This window comes from Curtobacterium sp. MCBA15_005 (genome assembly GCF_001864855.1).
GTDB classification, from domain to species: domain Bacteria; phylum Actinomycetota; class Actinomycetes; order Actinomycetales; family Microbacteriaceae; genus Curtobacterium; species Curtobacterium flaccumfaciens.
Window position 1 is genome coordinate 85,566 of record NZ_MJGL01000017.1, and the last position, 18,821, is coordinate 104,386.

Below are 18,821 nucleotides of genomic sequence, written 5' to 3' on the forward strand. Positions count from 1 at the left end.
CCGCACCGAGGCTGTGCGTAAATTGCCTCCGTCCAGCCGATGTGACCGTTCACATGAGCGTCACACCGAGCCGGATCCGGACGCGACAACGAAGTCCACACAGGCCCCCTGTGCTTTCGCTGCCGCAGCAGAACCACCCGAACACACTGCCGCACCGAAGCGGCAGAAGGAGATGCACTGTGGCGTCAACCCCGATCGACACCGGCCTCGAGACCCGGTCGATCACCGCACCCGAGACGATCCTCGAGATGCGCTCGATCACCAAGGAGTTCCCTGGTGTGAAGGCGCTGGCCGACGTCTCCCTCAGCGTCCGTGCCGGCGAGATCCACGCGATCTGCGGCGAGAACGGCGCCGGCAAGTCGACCCTGATGAAGGTCCTGTCGGGCGTCTACCCGTACGGCACCTACAGCGGCGAGATCGTCTACGAGGGCGAGGAAGTCCGCTTCTCGAACATCAAGCAGTCCGAGCAGGCCGGCATCGTCATCATCCACCAGGAGCTGGCGCTCATCCCGGAGCTCTCGATCACCGAGAACCTGTTCCTGGGCAACGAGCCGAGCCGCGGTGGCGTCATCAACTGGACCGCCGCGCAGCTGCGTGCGCAGGACCTGCTCGCCCGCGTCGGCCTGGCCGACGACCCGGACACACAGATCAAGAACCTCGGTGTCGGCAAGCAGCAGCTCGTCGAGATCGCGAAGGCCCTGCACAAGGACGTCAAGCTCCTGATCCTCGACGAGCCGACCGCCGCGCTCAACGAGAACGACTCGCAGCACCTGCTCGACCTGATCGTCGGGCTGAAGGCCAAGGGCATCGCGAGCATCATCATCAGCCACAAGCTCAACGAGATCGAGCAGATCGCGGACGAGATCACGATCATCCGCGACGGCAAGGCCATCGAGACGCTCAACGTCAAGGCGGACGGCGTCAACGAGGACCGCATCATCCGCGGCATGGTCGGCCGCTCGCTCGAGTCGCGCTTCCCCGACCGCACCCCGAAGATCGGCGAGACCTTCTTCGAGGTCCGCAACTGGACCGTGCAGCACCCGCTCGACTCGTCGCGTCTGGTCTGCAAGGCCTCGAACTTCCACGTCCGCCGCGGTGAGATCGTCGGCTTCGCCGGCCTGATGGGCGCCGGACGCACCGAGCTCGCGATGAGCCTGTTCGGTCGCTCGTACGGCACCTGGCTCGACGGCCAGATCATCAAGGACGGCCGCGAGATCAAGGTCACGAACGTCCAGCAGGCGATCGAGAACGGCCTCGGCTACGTCTCCGAGGACCGCAAGGCGCTCGGCCTGAACCTGCTCGACACCGTGAAGCGCTCGACGGTCGCCGCCGACCTGCGGAAGATCTCGAAGGCCGGTGTCGTCGACTCGCTCGAGGAGTACTCGGTCGCCGAGAAGTACCGCAAGATGCTCCGCACCAAGGTGCCGAGCGTCGAGGACAACGTCGGCAAGCTCTCTGGTGGCAACCAGCAGAAGGTCGTCCTGTCCAAGTGGATGTTCACCGACCCGGACATCCTGATCCTCGACGAGCCCACCCGCGGCATCGACGTGGGCGCCAAGTTCGAGATCTACGGGATCATCCAGCAGCTCGCCGCCGAGGGGAAGGGCATCATCCTCATCTCGTCCGAGCTCCCCGAACTCCTCGGTCTCTCCGACCGGATCTACACCATCTTCGAGGGCCAGATCACCGCTGACCTCCCGGCCGACCAGGCCGATCCCGAATCGCTCATGCGCAGCATGACCTCCGCGCGGAAGGGCGCCACCGCCTCATGAACAACCTGAAACTGCTCTTCGGCAAGGGCAACAGCATCGGCCAGTACGGCATGATCATCGCGCTCATCGTGCTGCTGATCTTCTTCTCGATCACGACGAACGGGCTCATCCTCGAGCCGACCAACGTCATCAACCTGTTCCTGCAGTACTCCTACATCCTGATCCTGGCGCTCGGCATGGTCATGGTCATCATCGCGGGGCACATCGACCTGTCGGTGGGGTCGGTCGCAGCGGTCGTCGGCATCGTCGTGGCGCAGTCCATGGCCGTGTGGGACTTCCCGGTGTGGGCCGCCATCATCCTGGGTCTCGCGTGCGGTGCCCTGATCGGTGCGTGGCAGGGCTTCTGGGTCGCGTTCGTGAAGGTCCCGGCCTTCATCGTGACGCTGGCCGGTCAGCTCATCTTCCGTGGTGTGAACCAGATCATCGGCAACTCGACGTCGGTCCCCGTCCCGGACGCCTTCACCCCGATCGGCGCCGGCTTCCTCGGTGACTTCGGCCCCGACTTCGGCTTCAGCAACGGCACGCTGCTCATCGGCCTCGTCACGATCCTCGCGCTCATCATCATCGAGGCCCGTGGCCGTGCCCGCCGTCGGAAGATGCAGGCCGAGGTCCCGCCGCTGTGGGTCTCGATCGTCCGCACCGGCATCCTGGTCGCCGTCACGCTCGTCGCCACGTACCTGTTCGGCGCCGGTCCGGTCGGCACCTCGGTCCCGATCGTCGCGATCATCCTCGGTGTCCTGACCATCGTCTACGGCTTCGTCACGAAGAACACGATCTTCGGTCGCCAGGTCTACGCCGTGGGTGGCAACGCGAACGCAGCCGTCCTGTCCGGCGTCTCGGCGCGGCGGGTCAACTTCTTCGTCATGATGAACATGTCGGTCCTCGCCGCGATCGCCGGCATGGTGTTCGTCGCCTACTCCGGCGCCTCGGGCCCCGCGGACGGCACCGGCTGGGAGCTCGACGCGATCGCCGCCGTGTTCGTCGGTGGAGCGGCGGTCGCCGGTGGTGTCGGCACGATCTCCGGCTCGATCATCGGTGGTCTCGTGATGGCGCTGCTGTCGAACGGTCTGCAGCTCATGGGCCTCGAGTCCAACCAGGTGCAGATCATCCGCGGCCTGGTCCTGCTCGTCGCCGTCGCCTTCGACGTCTACTCGAAGTCGCAGGGACGCCCGTCGCTGATCGGCGGCATGATGCGGCAGTTCCAGCGGAAGGACACCGAGCAGAACACGGTGGCCGCCCAGCAGCCGCGGTCCATCGAGGACCAGCCGGACAAGATCACCCTCCCCTAGTTCACCCCTCCCCACAGCGGGGCTCCGGCCCCACACCTCCTCAACGAAGAGAAAGCAATCACATGCGCAAGAAGATCGTCGCCGGCCTCAGCCTGGCGCTCATCGCGGGCCTCGCCCTCAGCGGTTGCTCGGCACGCGGCTCGTCCGACGACGCCGGCAGCACCAGCAGCATCAAGAAGGGCGACCTCATCGGCGTCGCCCTGCCGGCCAAGACCTCGCAGAACTGGGTCCTCGCGGGTGCCGCGTTCAAGAAGTCGATCGAGGACGCCGGCTTCAAGGCCGACATCCAGTACGCCAACGCCGGCAACCCGGTCCCCGACCAGCAGTCGCAGATCTCCGGCATGATCACCAAGGGCGCCAAGGCCGTCATCATCGGTGCCGCCGACGGTTCGCAGCTGACCGCGCAGGTCAAGTCCGCCAAGGACCGTGGCGCCGTCGTCATCGCCTGGGACCGCAACATCCTGAACACGAAGAACGTCGACTACTACGTGGCGTTCAACAACTTCAAGGTCGGCCAGCTCCAGGCCGAGGCGCTGCTCAAGGGCCTCGAGGAGAAGAAGGGCGACAAGCCGTACAACGTCGAGCTCTTCGCCGGTTCGCCGGACGACGCCAACGCGACCGTGTTCTTCAACGGTGCGATGGACGTCCTGCAGCCGAAGATCGACGACGGCACGATCAAGGTCGTCTCCGGTCAGACCACGTTCCAGAAGGTCGTCACGCAGGGCTGGCTCGCGCAGAAGGCCCAGTCGCGCATGACCGACCTGCTCTCGCAGTACTACACGGGTGACACCGAGCTCGACGGCGTCCTGTCGCCGAACGACACCCTCGCCCGTGCGATCCTCACCGCGACCAAGGCCGCCGGCAAGGACAACCCCGTCGTGACGGGCCAGGACTCGGAGACCGCGTCCATCCCGCTCATCATGCAGGGCACGCAGTACTCGACGATCTTCAAGGACACGTCGAAGGAGGCCCAGGCGGCCGTCGACCTCGTCTCCACGCTGTCGAAGGGCGACAAGCCCGACACGAAGATGGACAAGACGAACAACTACAACGGCAAGAAGACGGTCCCCGCGATCGAGCTCACGCCGGTCCTGGTCACCAAGGACAACGCCGTCGAGGCCTACAAGGGCAACGACACCCTCGAGGAGCTCGCCAAGAAGGGCTGATCTCCCCAGCACCACGGACGGCCCCGTCTCGCCTCGGCGAGACGGGGCCGTCCTGCGTCGTCCTGAGGCCGGCCACGGCGGACGGGAGGCTCGGTGCACGTCGTGATCCGTGCCTCCAGTCCGGCATGTGGTCCGCCCAGGGCACGTGGCCGCGCCCGGTCCGTGCCCGCGTCCGTCAGGGGTGGGCCGCGCGCAACCGGCGCGCGGCGTCGGCGAGGTGCGGGACGTCGGTGCGGGCGGTGCCGAACACCAGCGCACGCGTCGTGTCGAAGTACCGCCGGGTCAGCCGCTCGCCCAGGTCGGACACGCGCGACCACGGGATGCCGGGCTCGCTCGCGGTGACCCCGGCGGGGAGCACCCGGACCGCCTCACCGATCTCGACCAGGCGCATCCGGACCGCGTCGTGCACCAGGTCCTCGGGCAGCCGCTCGTCGTCGACGTAGCGCCGGATCGCCTCGCAGGCCCGGATGACGTCGTCGAGGCGGTCGCCGACGGCACGGCGGACGCCCGGCTCGGCGCTCACAGCGGCACCGCGGACCGGACGACCGCGGGGCGCATGCCCGCGGCGTCGACCACGTCGACGCGGACGCCGAGCAACCGCTCGGCGGCGTCCTGGATCCGCATGAGCGCGAAGATCCCGAGCCCCGCGTCGACGTCGACCATCAGGTCCACGTCGCTGTCCGGGCCGTCCTCACCCCGGGCGACGCTCCCGAAGATCCGGGGGTTCCGCCCGCCGAACCGCTGCACGATGTCGACGAGGTCCTGCCGGGCGGCGACCACCCGTTCGAGGAGCGGCTGGGGTTCCTCGACCGGCTGCAGGTCGATCGTCGTCGTGAAGCCCGCCGCCCGGAGCATCCGCTGCAGGGCGGCGAGCGACGGTTCACGCCGACCGTTCTCGTAGGTGCTGATGACGCTCTGGGTGACGCCGGCGCGCTGGGCGAGCTGGACCTGGGTCAGTTCGGCGCGTTCACGGGCGTCGCGGATGAGCACCGCGGCCGACAGTGGCGGGGCGGACCGTGGGGGGACAGCGGACATGCTGCAACGATACACAGCATGCGACATTTCGTCTGCTGGCGGAACCGACGGGTCTGGGCAGGCCCGGACGGAACGGGACGGTCCGGCGCTCGTCAGCGCGGGTCGGAGACGTCCGCCCGGTGGAAGTTCTGCGCCGAGCGGGACGCGGTCGGGCCACGCTGCCCCTGGTAGCGGGACTGGTACTCGGCGGAACCGTAGGGCTTCTCGGCCGGGCTCGACAGCTGGAAGAAGCAGAGCTGCCCGATCTTCATCCCCGGCCACAGCTTGATCGGCAGCGTCGCCACGTTCGACAGTTCGAGCGTCACGTGCCCGGAGAACCCGGGGTCGATGAAGCCCGCGGTCGAGTGGGTCAGGAGGCCGAGGCGACCGAGCGAGCTCTTGCCCTCGAGCCGCGCCGCGATGTCGTCGGGCAGCGTCACGACCTCGAACGTGGAGCCCAGGACGAACTCACCCGGGTGCAGCACGAACGCCTCGTCCGGGTCGGTCTCGACCAGGCGGGTCAGGTCGGGCTGGTCCACCGCGGGGTCGATGTGCGGGTACTTGTGGTTGTCGAACAGCCGGAAGAACTTGTCGAGCCGGACGTCGATGCTCGACGGCTGCACGAGCGAGGCGTCGTACGGGTCGAGGCCGATCCGGCCTTCGGCGAGCTGGGCGGTGATGTCGCGGTCGGAGAGCAGCACGGAGGAAGCCTAGCGGCAGCGGGCGTCGCGCCGGTATGCTGCCAGGCTGCCCACCACCCGGGCGGGCGGCGTTCGGAGCAGTGATGACCACGTACACCGTCGACGAGATCACGGTGCCCGCCACCATGGACGACGACCCGGCCGTCGTCTCGGTGTTCCGCGAGTGGGTCGACGTGCAGAACCGGGCCGAGGTCGCGACCACGCACCTGCCCGAGCTGCTCTGGACCCCCGAGGAACAGCTGCCGTACCTGCTCGACCCGGACGCACCCAGCCGACTGTTCGTGGTCCGCGACGACGAGGGGACCGCGGTCGGAGCCGGCTCGTACGACTCGAAGGTGGACCCTGCCGCCCCGAACTGCTGGATCGCGGTCAGCGTGGCACCCGAACACCGACGTCGCGGCGTGGGCACGCTCCTGGCCGAACACCTGGAGGACGTCGCTCGCGGTCAGGGACGCACGCAGTGGAAGACCTACGCGGTCTCACGACAGGTCGGGCCGGCATCCGGCCCCGGGTACCGACAGGCCCCCACCGGGTTCGGGGCCGTCCCGGAGGACGAGGCAGCGGTCCGGTTCCTGACCCGTCGAGGCTGGCGGCTCGGGCAGGTCAACCGGATCAGCCGTCTCGCACTCCCGGCTGCCGAGGCCGCGGTGGCCGACGTCCGTGCGGCTGCGACCGCGGCGTCGGGTGACCACCACCGCGTGCACACCTGGACGGGCCCGACACCCGATCGGTGGCAGTCGGACCTCGCGCTCCTGCTGACCCGGATGAGCACCGACGCCCCGTCGGGCGACATGACCGAGCCCGAGGACGCCTGGACGGTCGAGCGGCTCCGGACACACGAGCAGCACCTCGAGGACGGGCCCCGGACGATGCGCACGGTCGTGGTCGAGGACACCTCGACCGGGTCGCTCGTCGGGTTCACCCAGCTCGCCGTCCCCGGTCCCCTCGCGCAGCCGGTCATGCAGGGCGACACCCTCGTCGTCCGTGAGCACCGTGGGCAGCGGCTCGGATGGCTCCTGAAGGCGGTCGGGATCGAGGCCGTCGAGCGCGAGCATCCGGGGCACCCGTCGATCATCACGTTCAACGCGGAGGAGAACCGCCACATGCTCGACGTGAACGAGGCCGTCGGGTTCGTCGGCGTCGGCTGCGAGGGCATCTGGGAACGGCGGGTCTGAGCGCGCATCCGAGGGGCCGGTTGCCAGCCGGCACGCCTACCATTGGACGGTCATGACCGTCACGTCACCCGAAACCCAGCCCACCGGGTCAGCGCCGGACGCCGCCCCCAGCACCGGGCGCTCGTCCACCGTCGCGACGGTCCTCGTCATCGCGATCCCGCTCGCCGTCGCGTGCTCGATCCTCGGGCTGACGATCACCGGTGCCTTCAGCGCGGGTCAGCAGCTGGTGTCCGCCGGCGACGTCGTCGAGTACGGCCTGCCGATCGCCCGCGTCGTGCACGACACGATGGCGGCGCTGACCATCGGGCTCCTCATCGTCGCGGCGTTCGCGCTGCCCGCGCAGAAGAAGGACCACGGCGCCCTGTCGAGCGTGCAGCACCGGGCCACCCGGTGGGCCGCGGCGACCGGCGCCGTCTGGTTCCTGGCGGCCGCGGTGAGCATCGTCCTGACCGGCGCGAACACCCTCGGTGTCCCGCTCACCAGCCCGGTGTTCGCCCGCAACTTCATGCTCTTCGCGTTCCAGGTCGAGATCGGCCAGGCGCTCGTGGTGTCGGCTGCCGCGATCCTGGTCGCCACGGTGGTCGCTGCCTTCGCCACCCGGGTGACGACCCTGGCGTTCGCCACCGTGATCGGCCTGTTCGCCCTGCTCCCCCTGGCCCTGTCCGGCCACGCCGCCGGGTCGCTCGAGCACGCCAACGCGGTGAACTCGCTCGCGATCCACCTGGTCGGGGTGTGCGTGTGGGCCGGCGGCCTGGTCGCCGTGGTCCTGCTCCGCACCCGCACCAAGGGCGCGACCGGACGCGTGATCGCCCGGTACTCGACGCTCGCCGGCTGGTCGTTCGGGGCCGTGGCGTTCTCCGGCATCGTCAACGCGTCGCTGCGTCTGACCGGCCCGCTCGACCTCGTCACGACGACGTACGGCTGGCTCATCACCGTCAAGGCGCTCATCCTCGTACTGCTCGGTGTCGCGGGCATCGTGCAGCGCCGGAAGCTCGTGCCCGGGCTCCTCCGCGCGCCGCTCGACCGCCGCCTGTTCACCCGGTTCGCGCTGGCCGAGATCGTGTTCATGGCCGTGGCGATCGGCGTCTCGGTCGCCGTGTCCCGCTCACAGCCGCCGATCCCGCAGACCCCGGCGACGGGCGAGGACACCCGCTCCGGCCTGATCGGGTTCCCGTTCCCGCCGGCACAGACCACGCAGACCTACCTGACCCAGTGGCACATCGACTGGGTGTGGCTCGGCTTGGCCGTCGTCGGGGCCGTCTGGTACCTGCTGGCGGTGCGCAAGCTCCGGAAGCGCGGCGACGCCTGGCCCGTCGGTCGCACCATCGCCTGGCTGATCGGCTGCGCCCTGTTCATCTGGACCACCTCGGCCGGCCCCGCCGTCTACGGCATGATCCACTTCTCGTCGCACATGCTCCAGCACATGCTGCTGATGATGTTCGTCCCGCTGCCGCTCGTGCTCGGTGGCCCGGTGCTGCTCGCGCTCCGAACCCTGCCGGTCCGGAACGACGGCTCACGCGGCGCCCGCGAGTGGCTCATGCTCTTCGTGCACTCCCGCTGGATGCAGTTCCTCGGCAAGCCCGCCGTCGCGGGGATCATCTTCGCCGGGTCCCTCGTGGTGTTCTACTTCACGCCGGCGTACCAGGCCGCGATGCAGTCGCACGAGTGGCACGTCGCGATGATCATCCACTTCGTCCTGAGCGGCTACCTGTTCTTCTGGGTCTTCGTCGGCGTCGACCCGGGCCCGCAGCGCCCGCCGTACCCGATGCTCATCATCACCCTGCTGGCCACCCTGGCGTTCCACGCGTTCTTCGGCGTCGCGGTCATGACGTCGCAGTCGGTGTTCGCGGTGGACTGGTTCCACGCGCTGGGCCAGACGAACGACGCCGCGCTGCTCGACGACCAGCACACCGGCGGCGGCATCGCCTGGGGTGCGTCGGAGCTCCCGATGGTGTTCGTGGCCCTGCTCGTCGTCCGGAACTGGATGCGCTCGGACAAGCGCGACGCGAAGCGCCTGGACCGCAAGGCCGACCGCGACGGTGACGCCGACCTCAAGGCCTACAACGAGCGCCTGGCAGCGATGAGCAAGCGGGACTGACCCGCGGTACCGGCCACACGGCAGGAACGACCCCGGTCAGTCCCCGTGGACGATGCAGACCGCGTCGAGGTCCATCGCGGCCTCGAGGGCGGCCGAGATCCCTGATTCCCCGTCGGGGCCCGCGGGGGTCACGGTGTCGACCCACCACAGCGGCGTCGCCAGGGTCGGGGCGTCCGGCAGGATCCGCTCGACCTCGTCGAAGGAGTCCACCCGGCGCACGCCGAGCACGGTGATCACCGGGTGCGTGGCGTCACGGCAGACCTGCATCATCGGGCCGTCGTCGAGCGCCCGGACGCCCCAGGTCTCGTCGTGCAGCAGGAGCGCCTCCGCCACCTCGCGCGTCTCGACCGGCTGACGGCAGAGGATGGTGACGTCACGCGGCACCGTGACCGCCCACCATCCGGTCGTCGCGGACGTGGCCGTCGAGCGTGCCCTCGTCGTGCGCGGGGTCGAGCGGTGCGCCGCCGACCAGCTGCAGGAAGCGGTCCTCGTCGATGCGGTCGAGGAACGACTCGAGCGCTTCCCAGCCGTCCTCGAAGCGGACGATCATCCCACCGTCGTCGGTCGCGTCGGCATCCGGACGGGCGGCCGAGCCGGAGCCGGCTGCGAAGGTCGCGGTCGTGGTGCGCGGCGGCGGCCAGACGCCGTCGCGGTCCAGGAAGCCGGCGGCCTCGGGGCCCACGACGACGGCGAGCGGCGACGGTTCGCCGTGCGAGACGGCCCGCACCAGGTGGTCGGCGTCCCCGCGGCGCTGCATGACCACGCCGAACACGGGGACGACCTGGTCGGCGACCCGCTGCACGGCGTCGAACATCCGGTTCGCCAGCCCCGGGTCGGTGTTCTCCTCTGGCACGGTGAGCACGGCGGACATCGTCTCGACGACGACCCCGCCGACCAGGTGCGCGGTCATCGTCGCGGAGAACCCCTCGCCGACGGCGTACGAGGTCGAGATCCCGGGTGCCTCGTGCTTGGCGTACTGCGTCACGACCCAGCGGTCCCACGGCACGGTGAGCGGTTCGGCGGTGCCCCACCGGGTCGGGCAGGTGCCGACGGTGTGGCACAACGCCTCGATCGCGGAGCCCATGTCGACCGCACGGCCGGGGTGGTGCCGGAGGGTCAGGTCGATGCTGATCTGTCGCACCGAGTCGGCCGAGACCGGGTGCTCGGGCGACGGCGTGCCCACGAGTTCGGGGCCTCGGTGCACGAAGTCCTCGATGTCCGATGCGGCGACGCCGGTCCGGCCGTCACGCAGTGTGCCGTCGAAGTCGGACACCGCCCACGCGGCGCCGTACGCGCCGAGCGCGTGCCGGAGAGCGGGGGTGATCGCCGCGGCCCGGCCGGTGCGGAGCACGACCGTCCGTCCGGCGTCCGCCGACCGGCGGAGCAGCGAGGCGAGCGCATCGGTCAGCCACACGACGGGCGAGGCGGACTCGACCACGATCGCCGAGCCGACCACGTCGTCGATGAGGGGATGCCTGACCATCCGGGTCCTCCTCGGTTCGGGGCTGGAACTCCCTGGACGGTACACACGGGGGCGGCACCTGTCCGTCAGGCTCGCACCCTCACAGCGGAGACTCGGGAGGCGCGACACGCGCCCGCGAGACGGCGTACGGTGCGCGGTCGGCTGGCTTCCAGGCGAGAATCCGCTAGGCTTGCCGAGTCCCGTTCTGCGGGGCGCGCGAGTGTAGTTCAATGGTAGAACTCCAGCTTCCCAAGCTGGTAGCGCGGGTTCGATTCCCGTCACTCGCTCCAACTACGATCGAACCGTGGAGTCCAAGCCGGCATCGGTCCTCAAGGCCATCAGGGCCGAGATCATCAGCGGCTCGCTCGCACGTGGCTCGAGACTCAAGGAAGACGTGCTCGCGGAGCGCTTCGGCGTCTCCCGGGTCCCTGTCCGCGAAGCCCTCCGGCAGCTGGAGACCGAGGGCTTCGTCGTCGCCGAGAAGTTCAAGGGCGTCCGGGTCGCGGATTCCTCCACCGAGGTCGTCATCGAGTTGATGCAGATCCGGCGCGGGCTCGAGGTCCTCGCCGCCGAGCTCGCGGCCGACCGGACGGGCGGCGACTGCGCGGACCTGCTCCGGGCTGTCGGCCACGAGGGCCGCTCCGACCAGGAGGTCGAGGCCCAGTCGCCCCGGTTCGCCTTCCACGGCCTGGTGGCACGCGCCGCCGGGAACACCCGCCTCGAGACCATGATCGAACAGCTGATCCACCAGACCGCCTGGGCCTTCGAGCGCGTGACGCGTGAAGAGGTCGCCGCGAGCAGCGGGGACCACGCCGCCGTCGCGAACGCGATCCTGCGGGGAGCGTCGGTTCAGGCAGGGCTGCTGATGGACGAGCACCTGCGTCGCGACGAAGCGATCTACCGCGAACTCAGCGCATAGAACGTATACGACGTCGGTTCGCGCGCAAGCGGGAGCCCCGGCCGCATGTCCCACTTGGTGCGGTTCAAACAGGAGACGTCACGAAACGTCTTGCAGTCGAAACCAGCCCGAAACAGCTTTTCGTATACAAAAGAGTGACCGCACGGTGCACCGCTCACTCTTCCCCGCTGGAGTTACGAATGTCTGCTGTAACGCGCTCCACCGCACCAACACGCACCACCACCGACCAGCCTTCCGGAGGCGTCGGCTCCGCACTCGACTCGATCGGGTTCACACGAGCCCAGTTCTGGGTCCTCATGCTCATCCTCGCCGGTGAGTTCTTCGACACCCTCGAGCAGAACTCCATCGGCGCGATGGCCACCAACATCAAGGCCTCCCTCGCGATCGGCGACGTCCAGCTCTCCACCATCAACACCGCGACCGTCGTCGGTGGGTTGGTCGGCAGGCTCCTCGCCGGTTGGCTCGCCGACCGCTACGGCCGCCGGTTCTCACTCGGCCTGAACCTGCTCGTCTACACGCTGGGCGGCCTGCTGAGCGCTGTCTCCCCGAACTTCGAGATGCTGCTGGTCAGCCGTTTCATCGTCGGCATCGGCGTCGGCGGTGAGTTCATGATCGGCATCGCGATGCTGTCCGAGATGGTCGCCACCCGGTACCGGGGCGGACTCATCGCCACGATCAACGTCGGTGCCGGCGGCATCGGCAACTTCATCTCCTACGGGCTCTTCCTGCTCCTCCTCGGCCCGCTGGCCGTGCCGCTCGGCGGCGACGACCACGTCTGGCGCTGGAGCTTCGTGATCCTGGCGCTCCCCGCGCTGTTCGTCGTCCTGTACCGGCGCAAGTTGCCCGAGACGCCGCGCTGGCTCCTCTCGAAGGGCCGGATCGACGACGCGAACCGCTCGCTCGCGGTCCTCGCCTCGAACACCTTGACACCGCCTGCGGACGCCGTCGGCCCCGTCCGGCTCAGCCCTGCAGATCTCCCGCCGGTGTCCTTGCACGCCTCACCCGCAGCTGTGTTCCACCGGCTGGTCCTGCGCCGGACGATCGCCATCGGGATCGCGTCGTGGATGGCCTTCGGGGTGCAGGTCACGCTGAACTTCCTCATGCCCACGCTGCTCGTCGAACGCGGGTACTCCGTCTCGCAGAGTCTGCTGTACACGATGATCATGAACGTCGGCTCGCTCCTCGGGTGCACCGCCGCCGCCCTGCTCGCGAACCGCATCGGGCGTCGACCGTTGATCGCCACCGCGGGGGTCCTGGGCTGTCTGACCGCACTGGCGTTCGCAGCGTTCGGGAACGACACCGGCGCGATCCTCGCCCTCGGCGCACTGTTCCAGTTCTTCACGATGCTGACGAACACCACGCTCGCGGCCTGGACCGCCGAGGTCTACCCCACGGCGATCCGAGCGTCCGGCGCCTCGATCGTGAACGGGATCGGCAACATCGCCGGCGCCGTGATGCCCTTCGCCGCGATCGCGCTCTACGGTTCCTGGGCCTTCGCCGGTGTCTTCGGACTCGCGGCAGCCATGTACGCGGTGCTCGTGATCGCGTCGCGGTTCGCTCCCGAGACGCGCGGTCGGTCCCTCGAGGACGTGAACGAGAACGTCCTCACCGCCAGGTCCACCTGAACCACCCGATCCACCCACACGATCCAGCGGTGTGCCGGGGAACGCCCGGCACACCGCACACCACGAACGGAGCACCACCATGGACACCCTGCAGATCTCGGCGACCGCGAACGGCCTCAACTACCTGCCCGAGTACGTCGCCGACCTGGGCGGCCTCTTCGCCGAACGCGGACTCACCGTGACCGCCACCGCTTGCGACCCGTGGACCGGCGTCCTCGACGACATCGACTCGGGTGCAGCCCACCTCGCGCTCGGGGGCCTCTGGGTGCCGGCGATGTACGCCGGCACCGCCCGTGAGTTGTCGGTCGTCGGACAGCTGAACAACGCCTTCCCGATGACCATCGTCGCGCGGAACGAGACTGCCCCGATCACCCTGGACTGGCTCGCGGGGAAGGTCGTGCTCGCGCCGGGTGCAGGCGGCAGCGCGCCGTACGAGTTCACGGCGGGGCTCGTCCGCGAAGCCGGTTTCGACGTCGCAGCGACCCGCTTCGTCCGCGACCTGTCGACCGCCATGCTCGTGGAGCTCTACCGGGGAGGCCTCGGTGACGCCATCATCCTCGACCTCGTCTCCGCCGAGGAGCTCGTGGCGGCAGGCGGCGGGTCGATCGTCTTCCGGCACCTCGATGCCGGCGGGGTGATGCCGAACAGCGTCTACTACACCCGCACCGACCGCATCGAGGAACTCGGTGACCGCGTGCCCCGGTTCATGGACGGCATCGCTGCGGCCATGCAGCGGATCACCGCTGGGCACGCCGACGCCGAGATCACCGCCGTGCTCGCAGCACGCTGGCCGGACAAGGACCAGTCACTGCTCCGACGAGCCGCCGACGAGATGGCGGCGGGCGGCGTGTGGGACTCCGCCGTCGTGGACCGTGATGCGTCCGACCGGTGGATGCGGATCCTGTTCGACGGCGGACTCACGACGCATGTCCCGTCGTACGACGAACTCCTCGGTTCGCCGAGCGCCGTCGCCGTCTCGTGACGCTCGTCCTCGAGGCGTCCGACGTCGCTGCTGCGCTCGAGTACGTCGATGTGCTCGAAGCCGTCGAAGCCGTCCACGCCGACCTCGGAGCAGGCCGGATGCAGCAACCGGCCCCGGTTGCCATGTCCGGTGCCGACGATGCGCTGTTCCTGCCGATGGCGGTGCGGTCCGACCGGCTGGGTCTGGTGGCGGTGAAGCTCATGGCGGACATCCCGCACAACGCCTCCCGCGGCCTGCCGACCCAGCGGTCCACCATCTTGGTGTCGTCTGCGATGACCGGCGAGTGTCTGGGCGTGCTGGACGGCAAGGACATCACCCGCGCGCGGACGGCGGCAGCGTCGGTCGTGGCCACACAGCACCTCGCTCGATCGCACAACACGACGCTGGGGCTCGTGGGCGCCGGGAACCTCGCCGTCGAGCATCTGCGCGCGTTCGCGAAGGTCTGGCACTTCGAACGGGTGCTCCTCTGGTCTCGCTCCGCGGCGACGACCGGTCGGTTCCTCGAGGCCGTCGGTGACGACCTCGCTCGACAGTGCACCGTGGTGGGCGGTCCCCGCCAGGTGGCCGAGGAGTGCGACGTCCTGTGCACGCTCACGCCGTCGGTACGCCCGGTCGTCGAGGGCGGTTGGCTGCACGCGGGCCAGCACGTGAACGCCGTCGGCGCCCGTCCGCGCCCCACCCACCGCGAGCTCGACGGCCCCGCGATGGCGCGTGGGACGGTGTTCGTCGACAGCCGGGCCACAGCCTGGTCGAAGTCGGGCGACCTGCTCGAGGCCGTCGTCGAGGGCGCACTCCCGCAGGACCTCCACCCGACCGAGCTCGGCGAGGTCATCGTCGGACGTGCCGCCGGCCGGGTCGACGACGACCAGGTCACGGTGTTCGACTCGGTCGGGCTCGGTGCGCAGGATCTGGCGGTCGCCGCCCTGGTGCTCGAAGTCGCTCGCGAACGAGGCCTCGGGACCACGGTGCCGACCTCGGGCGGCTGATGGGGACGGTCGTGTCGGGGTCGGCGTGCCCGACTACGATCTCGACATGACCATCCCCGCACCGGCAACGCACGTCGTCATCGGTGCCGGGGTCGTCGGCGCCGCGACCGCGTACGCGCTCACCGCTCGCGGCGAGCGCGTCCTGCTCGTGGAACAGCACGCCCGCGGCCACCACCTCGGTTCCTCGCACGGTGCGACCCGGATCTTCCGGCAGGGCTACGCCGACCCGGAGTACGTCGCCCTGACCACCCGGGCGCTCGAACTGTGGGGAGCGCTCGAGGCCGCCGCCGGCGAGGAGCTCGTCGTCCGCACGGGGGCCGTCGACCACGGTCGGCCCGAGGTCGTCGACGCGATCGCCGCCGCCCTCGCCGACGCGGACATCCCACACGAGTCACTGACCCCGGACCAGGCGGCGGCGCGCTGGCCCGGCATCGCGTTCGAGGGGCACGTGCTGACCCATCCCTCCGCCGGGCGCATCCGCTCCGACCGGACGATCGAGGTGTTCCTGACGCTGGCCGAACGGACCGGTCTCGCCGACCTGCGGTTCGACACGCGGGTCACCGGGCTCGAGGACCACGGTGACGACGTCACCGTGACGCTGTCCGACGGCAGCGCGGTCCGTACCGCGTCCGTGGTGGCCGCGGTGGGCTCGTGGGCCCCCACGCTGGTCGGCGGGCTGCTCGCCGGACGCGGGGCGGGCCTCCCGGCCATCCGCGTCACCCAGGAGCAGCCCGCCCACTTCCCCAGCCACCTGCCGGACGCGGCCTGGCCGAGCTTCGTGCACTGGGCCGACGGCGACGACGTGTACGGGCTGCTCACGCCGGGCGAGGGCGTCAAGGTCGGGTTCCACGGCACCGGCCCCGTCGTCGACCCGGACCACCGGGACTTCATGCCCGTGCCGGCCGAGGCCGAGCGACTGCAGGCGTACGTCGCGCGGTACGTGCCGGGGGTCGACGCGACGAAGCCGACGTTCATCAGCTGCCTGTACGACAACTCCCCCGACGAGGACTTCGTCATCGACCGGGTCGGGCCGCTCACGGTGGCGACGGGGTTCTCCGGGCACGGCTTCAAGTTCGCGCCGCTGCTCGGCGAGATGCTCGCGGACCTCGCGACGGGCGGGGTGCCGCACCCGCGCTTCACCCTGCCGGAGCCCGTGCCCGCGCCCTGAGGCCAGCGCGCGGTCGTTCGCGAGACGCCGGCGTGTTCGTTCGACGCCGCCATGTCGTCGAGACGCCGCCGGATCCGGAGGCGTCTCGAGGACAACGAGGCGTCCTGCGCACACGCCGGCGTCTCGCACACGCGCACACGCGCACACGACGGCGTCTCGCACGCACGCCGGCGTCTGGCGACCGGCCACTACGGTGGGAGCCGTGCGCATCATCGTGGCTCCGGACTCGTTCAAGGGCACCGCGACGGCGGCGTCGATCGCTGCGGCGGTCCGCGACGGCTGGCTGACCGAACGCCCCGACGACGACGTGGTGCTCGTCCCGATGGCCGACGGCGGCGAGGGCACGCTCGACGCCTTCGAGTCCGCCGTCCCCGGATCAGTCCGGGTCCCCGTCACCGTGACCGGACCGGCCGGCACGCCGGTCGACACCCACTGGCTGCGGCTGCCCGACGGCCGTGCGGTGGTGGAGCTCGCGGCGACGAGCGGGCTCCCCCTGCTCGACGCACCGATGCCGGACACGGCGACGAGCCGCGGGTTCGGCGAAGCGATCGCCGCTGCGCTCGACGCCGGGGCCACGGGACTCGTGCTCGGCATCGGGGGCAGCGCGTCCACCGACGGCGGGCGCCCGGTGCTCGAGGCGCTCGGACTCGACAGCGAAGGAGCCGGCACCGGCGGCCTCCGCGCGCTCCCCCCGCTCGGTGTCACCGTGCTCACCGACGTGACCTCTCCGCTGCTCGGTCCGACCGGTGCCGCAGCCGTCTTCGGCCCGCAGAAGGGCATCACGCCCGACCGTGTGGCGTCCTTCGACGACCGACTCGCCACCTGGGCCGCACGCTTCCCCGACGTCGACCCGGACACCCCGGGCGCCGGAGCCGCCGGCGGTGTCGGGTTCGGCCTGCTGGTGTGGGGCGCCACGCTCGCCGGTGGGGCCGCGGCCGTCGCCGAGGTCCTCGGGCTGCCGGCGCTGCTCGACGGTGCCGATGTGGTGATCAGCGGCGAAGGGTGCTTCGACGGGCAGAGCGCCGTCGGCAAGGTGCCCTCGGTGGTCCGCGACCTGACCGCGGCGCACGCTCCCGGTGCCCGCTCGATGCTTGTCGCGGGCGCGATCGAGGCCCCGCTCGACGACTACGCGGCCGCCGCGTCGCTCACCGTGCTCGCGACGCAGACCACCGGCGAGCCCGACGACGCCCTCGCCGACCCGCTGCGCTTCGCCACGATCGCCGGGCAGCGGCTGGCCCGGCTCGCCTGAGCGAGCAGAACGCCGCGACGCGCCCGTCCGCGGGCACAGGGGTGTCCTGGTTGTACCTCCCACCCGGCCGCGGCTGCGCGCACACTGGTTCCGGGCCGGAACCGGCCCGCAACGCACCACCCCCACGAGGAGATCATTGCGCACCGTCAACGCGTACGCGGCACCGTCAGCGACCGAGCCGCTCGTCAAGACCACCATCACCCGTCGGGACGTCGGCCCGGACGACGTCGCGATCGACATCGCCTACGCCGGCATCTGCCACTCGGACATCCACACCGTCCGCGGTGAGTGGGGCCCCATCCAGTACCCGCAGGTCGTCGGCCACGAGATCGTCGGCCACGTCACCGAGGTCGGCGCGAACGTCACCAAGCACAAGGTCGGCGACCGCGTCGGCGTCGGCTGCATGGTGAACTCGTGCGGCGAGTGCGAGAACTGCGTCGCCGGCCAGGAGCAGTACTGCCTCAAGGGCAACATCGGCACCTACGCCAGCGTCGACCCGGCCGACGGCTCGATCACCCAGGGCGGCTACTCGCAGGCCGTCGTGGTGAACGAGGACTTCGTCCTCCGTGTCCCCGAGTCGCTCGACATCGAGAAGGTCGCGCCGCTGCTCTGCGCCGGCATCACCACCTACTCGCCGCTGCACCACTGGAACGCCGGTCCCGGCACCAAGGTCGCCGTCGTCGGCATGGGCGGGCTCGGCCACATGGCCGTCAAGATCGCCGTCGCGCTCGGCGCCGAGGTCACCGTCCTGTCGCAGACCACCTCCAAGCAGGAGGACTCGCTCCGCTACGGCGCGAAGGCCCACTACGCGACGAAGGACCCGGAGACGTTCGAGAAGCTCGCGAACTCCTTCGAGCTGATCATCAACACCGTCTCGGCGAAGATCCCGATGGGCGCCTACCTCGGCCTGCTCAAGGTCGACGGCACGCTCGTCAACGTGGGCGCTCCGTCCGAGCCGCTCGAGGTGCCGGCCTTCGCGCTCATCCCGCGTCGGCTCAGCTGGGCGGGTTCCGCCATCGGCGGCATCCAGGAGACCCAGGAGATGCTCGACTTCTGCGCCGAGCACGGGATCCTCCCGGAGACCGAGCTCATCAGCGCCGACCAGATCAACGAGGCCTACGAGCGCGTGCTGTCCTCGGACGTCCGCTACCGCTTCGTGATCGACGCGGCCACGCTGGCGTAGTCGTCACCACCTGACAGACGGGAGGCCCGGTA

General features: G+C 70.1%; 17 protein-coding genes and 1 tRNA gene. 13 read left to right on the forward strand and 5 right to left on the reverse strand.

From position 1 onward, the window contains the following. The first annotated feature begins 248 nt into the window (after window positions 1–248). From mmsA to BIU89_RS09845, 3 genes are all read left to right on the forward strand, one after another. Window positions 249–1,772, forward strand: a complete 1,524-nt coding sequence (gene mmsA, locus BIU89_RS09835) for a multiple monosaccharide ABC transporter ATP-binding protein (protein ID WP_051596601.1) — start codon at window positions 249–251, stop codon at window positions 1,770–1,772. Then, on the forward strand, window positions 1,769–3,061 hold the full coding sequence (gene mmsB, locus BIU89_RS09840) for a multiple monosaccharide ABC transporter permease (protein ID WP_035807945.1): 1,293 nt from the start codon (window positions 1,769–1,771) through the stop codon (window positions 3,059–3,061). The genes mmsA and mmsB overlap by 4 nt, the downstream gene beginning before the upstream one ends. Window positions 3,062–3,123: 62 nt before the next feature. Then, window positions 3,124–4,227 (forward strand): substrate-binding domain-containing protein, encoded by a 1,104-nt coding sequence (locus BIU89_RS09845; RefSeq protein WP_027464932.1) that lies wholly within the window; start codon window positions 3,124–3,126, stop codon window positions 4,225–4,227. Between the two features lie 175 nt (window positions 4,228–4,402). Here the strand turns inward: BIU89_RS09845 and BIU89_RS09850 are convergent, their stop codons facing one another. From BIU89_RS09850 to dcd, 3 genes are all read right to left on the reverse strand, one after another. Then, on the reverse strand, window positions 4,403–4,750 hold the full coding sequence (locus tag BIU89_RS09850; protein WP_071246207.1) for a HepT-like ribonuclease domain-containing protein: 348 nt from the start codon (window positions 4,748–4,750) through the stop codon (window positions 4,403–4,405). After that, window positions 4,747–5,262, reverse strand: coding sequence for a helix-turn-helix domain-containing protein (locus tag BIU89_RS09855; RefSeq protein WP_071246209.1), 516 nt, complete (start codon window positions 5,260–5,262; stop codon window positions 4,747–4,749). Before BIU89_RS09855 ends, BIU89_RS09850 begins: the two co-directional genes overlap by 4 nt. Before the next feature lie 92 nt (window positions 5,263–5,354). Further along, entirely contained in the window at window positions 5,355–5,942 is a 588-nt protein-coding gene (dcd, locus tag BIU89_RS09860; RefSeq protein ID WP_027464935.1) for a dCTP deaminase, read from the reverse strand. 83 nt (window positions 5,943–6,025) lie between these two features. Here dcd and BIU89_RS09865 point away from each other — a divergent pair, with 83 nt between their 5' ends. Next, complete coding sequence (locus BIU89_RS09865) at window positions 6,026–7,117, forward strand: GNAT family N-acetyltransferase (protein WP_071246210.1); 1,092 nt, start codon at window positions 6,026–6,028, stop codon at window positions 7,115–7,117. Window positions 7,118–7,169: 52 nt separating this feature from the next. Then, the gene (locus BIU89_RS09870; protein WP_071246212.1) at window positions 7,170–9,215 is read left to right on the forward strand and encodes a cytochrome c oxidase assembly protein; all 2,046 of its coding nucleotides are present in this window, start codon (window positions 7,170–7,172) and stop codon (window positions 9,213–9,215) included. Between the two features lie 36 nt (window positions 9,216–9,251). On the opposite strand, the gene BIU89_RS09875 is transcribed toward BIU89_RS09870, so the two are convergent. Further along, window positions 9,252–9,599 (reverse strand): hypothetical protein, encoded by a 348-nt coding sequence (locus BIU89_RS09875; RefSeq protein WP_027464937.1) that lies wholly within the window; start codon window positions 9,597–9,599, stop codon window positions 9,252–9,254. After that, complete coding sequence (locus BIU89_RS09880; RefSeq protein WP_071246214.1) at window positions 9,589–10,698, reverse strand: DUF6177 family protein; 1,110 nt, start codon at window positions 10,696–10,698, stop codon at window positions 9,589–9,591. The genes BIU89_RS09875 and BIU89_RS09880 overlap by 11 nt, the downstream gene beginning before the upstream one ends. A gap of 195 nt (window positions 10,699–10,893) precedes the next feature. Here BIU89_RS09880 and BIU89_RS09885 point away from each other — a divergent pair. From BIU89_RS09885 to BIU89_RS09920, 8 genes are all read left to right on the forward strand, one after another. Next, window positions 10,894–10,967 (forward strand) — tRNA-Gly (locus BIU89_RS09885). A 14-nt stretch (window positions 10,968–10,981) separates the two neighbouring features. After that, window positions 10,982–11,596 (forward strand): GntR family transcriptional regulator, encoded by a 615-nt coding sequence (locus BIU89_RS09890; protein ID WP_071246216.1) that lies wholly within the window; start codon window positions 10,982–10,984, stop codon window positions 11,594–11,596. Between the two features lie 179 nt (window positions 11,597–11,775). Continuing rightward, window positions 11,776–13,221, forward strand: coding sequence for an MFS transporter (locus tag BIU89_RS09895; RefSeq protein WP_254791581.1), 1,446 nt, complete (start codon window positions 11,776–11,778; stop codon window positions 13,219–13,221). A gap of 79 nt (window positions 13,222–13,300) precedes the next feature. Beyond that, window positions 13,301–14,203 (forward strand): ABC transporter substrate-binding protein, encoded by a 903-nt coding sequence (locus tag BIU89_RS09900; RefSeq protein WP_071246316.1) that lies wholly within the window; start codon window positions 13,301–13,303, stop codon window positions 14,201–14,203. Continuing rightward, entirely contained in the window at window positions 14,200–15,189 is a 990-nt protein-coding gene (locus tag BIU89_RS09905) for an ornithine cyclodeaminase family protein (protein ID WP_071246220.1), read from the forward strand. Before BIU89_RS09900 ends, BIU89_RS09905 begins: the two co-directional genes overlap by 4 nt. Before the next feature lie 46 nt (window positions 15,190–15,235). After that, a complete protein-coding gene (locus BIU89_RS09910; protein ID WP_071246318.1) occupies window positions 15,236–16,357 on the forward strand; it encodes an FAD-dependent oxidoreductase in 1,122 nt (373 codons plus the stop codon). Between the two features lie 202 nt (window positions 16,358–16,559). Then, window positions 16,560–17,606: a glycerate kinase gene (locus BIU89_RS09915; RefSeq protein ID WP_071246222.1), complete on the forward strand. Its 1,047-nt coding sequence runs from the start codon at window positions 16,560–16,562 to the stop codon at window positions 17,604–17,606. A gap of 136 nt (window positions 17,607–17,742) precedes the next feature. Then, window positions 17,743–18,789 (forward strand): NAD(P)-dependent alcohol dehydrogenase, encoded by a 1,047-nt coding sequence (locus BIU89_RS09920; protein ID WP_071246224.1) that lies wholly within the window; start codon window positions 17,743–17,745, stop codon window positions 18,787–18,789. Window positions 18,790–18,821 lie beyond the last annotated feature (32 nt).

Bases quoted from the DNA above. Each gene is read 5' to 3' on its own strand.
- mmsA (WP_051596601.1), top strand. From the start codon at position 249: ATGCGCTCGATCACCAAGGAGTTCCCTGGTGTGAAGGCGCTGGCCGAC.
- mmsB (WP_035807945.1), top strand. From the start codon at position 1,769: ATGAACAACCTGAAACTGCTCTTCGGCAAGGGCAACAGCATCGGCCAG.
- BIU89_RS09845 (WP_027464932.1), top strand. From the start codon at position 3,124: ATGCGCAAGAAGATCGTCGCCGGCCTCAGCCTGGCGCTCATCGCGGGC.
- BIU89_RS09855 (WP_071246209.1), bottom strand. From the start codon at position 5,262: ATGTCCGCTGTCCCCCCACGGTCCGCCCCGCCACTGTCGGCCGCGGTG.
- BIU89_RS09865 (WP_071246210.1), top strand. From the start codon at position 6,026: ATGACCACGTACACCGTCGACGAGATCACGGTGCCCGCCACCATGGAC.
- BIU89_RS09870 (WP_071246212.1), top strand. From the start codon at position 7,170: ATGACCGTCACGTCACCCGAAACCCAGCCCACCGGGTCAGCGCCGGAC.
- BIU89_RS09880 (WP_071246214.1), bottom strand. From the start codon at position 10,698: ATGGTCAGGCATCCCCTCATCGACGACGTGGTCGGCTCGGCGATCGTG.
- BIU89_RS09895 (WP_254791581.1), top strand. From the start codon at position 11,776: ATGTCTGCTGTAACGCGCTCCACCGCACCAACACGCACCACCACCGAC.
- BIU89_RS09900 (WP_071246316.1), top strand. From the start codon at position 13,301: ATGGACACCCTGCAGATCTCGGCGACCGCGAACGGCCTCAACTACCTG.
- BIU89_RS09910 (WP_071246318.1), top strand. From the start codon at position 15,236: ATGACCATCCCCGCACCGGCAACGCACGTCGTCATCGGTGCCGGGGTC.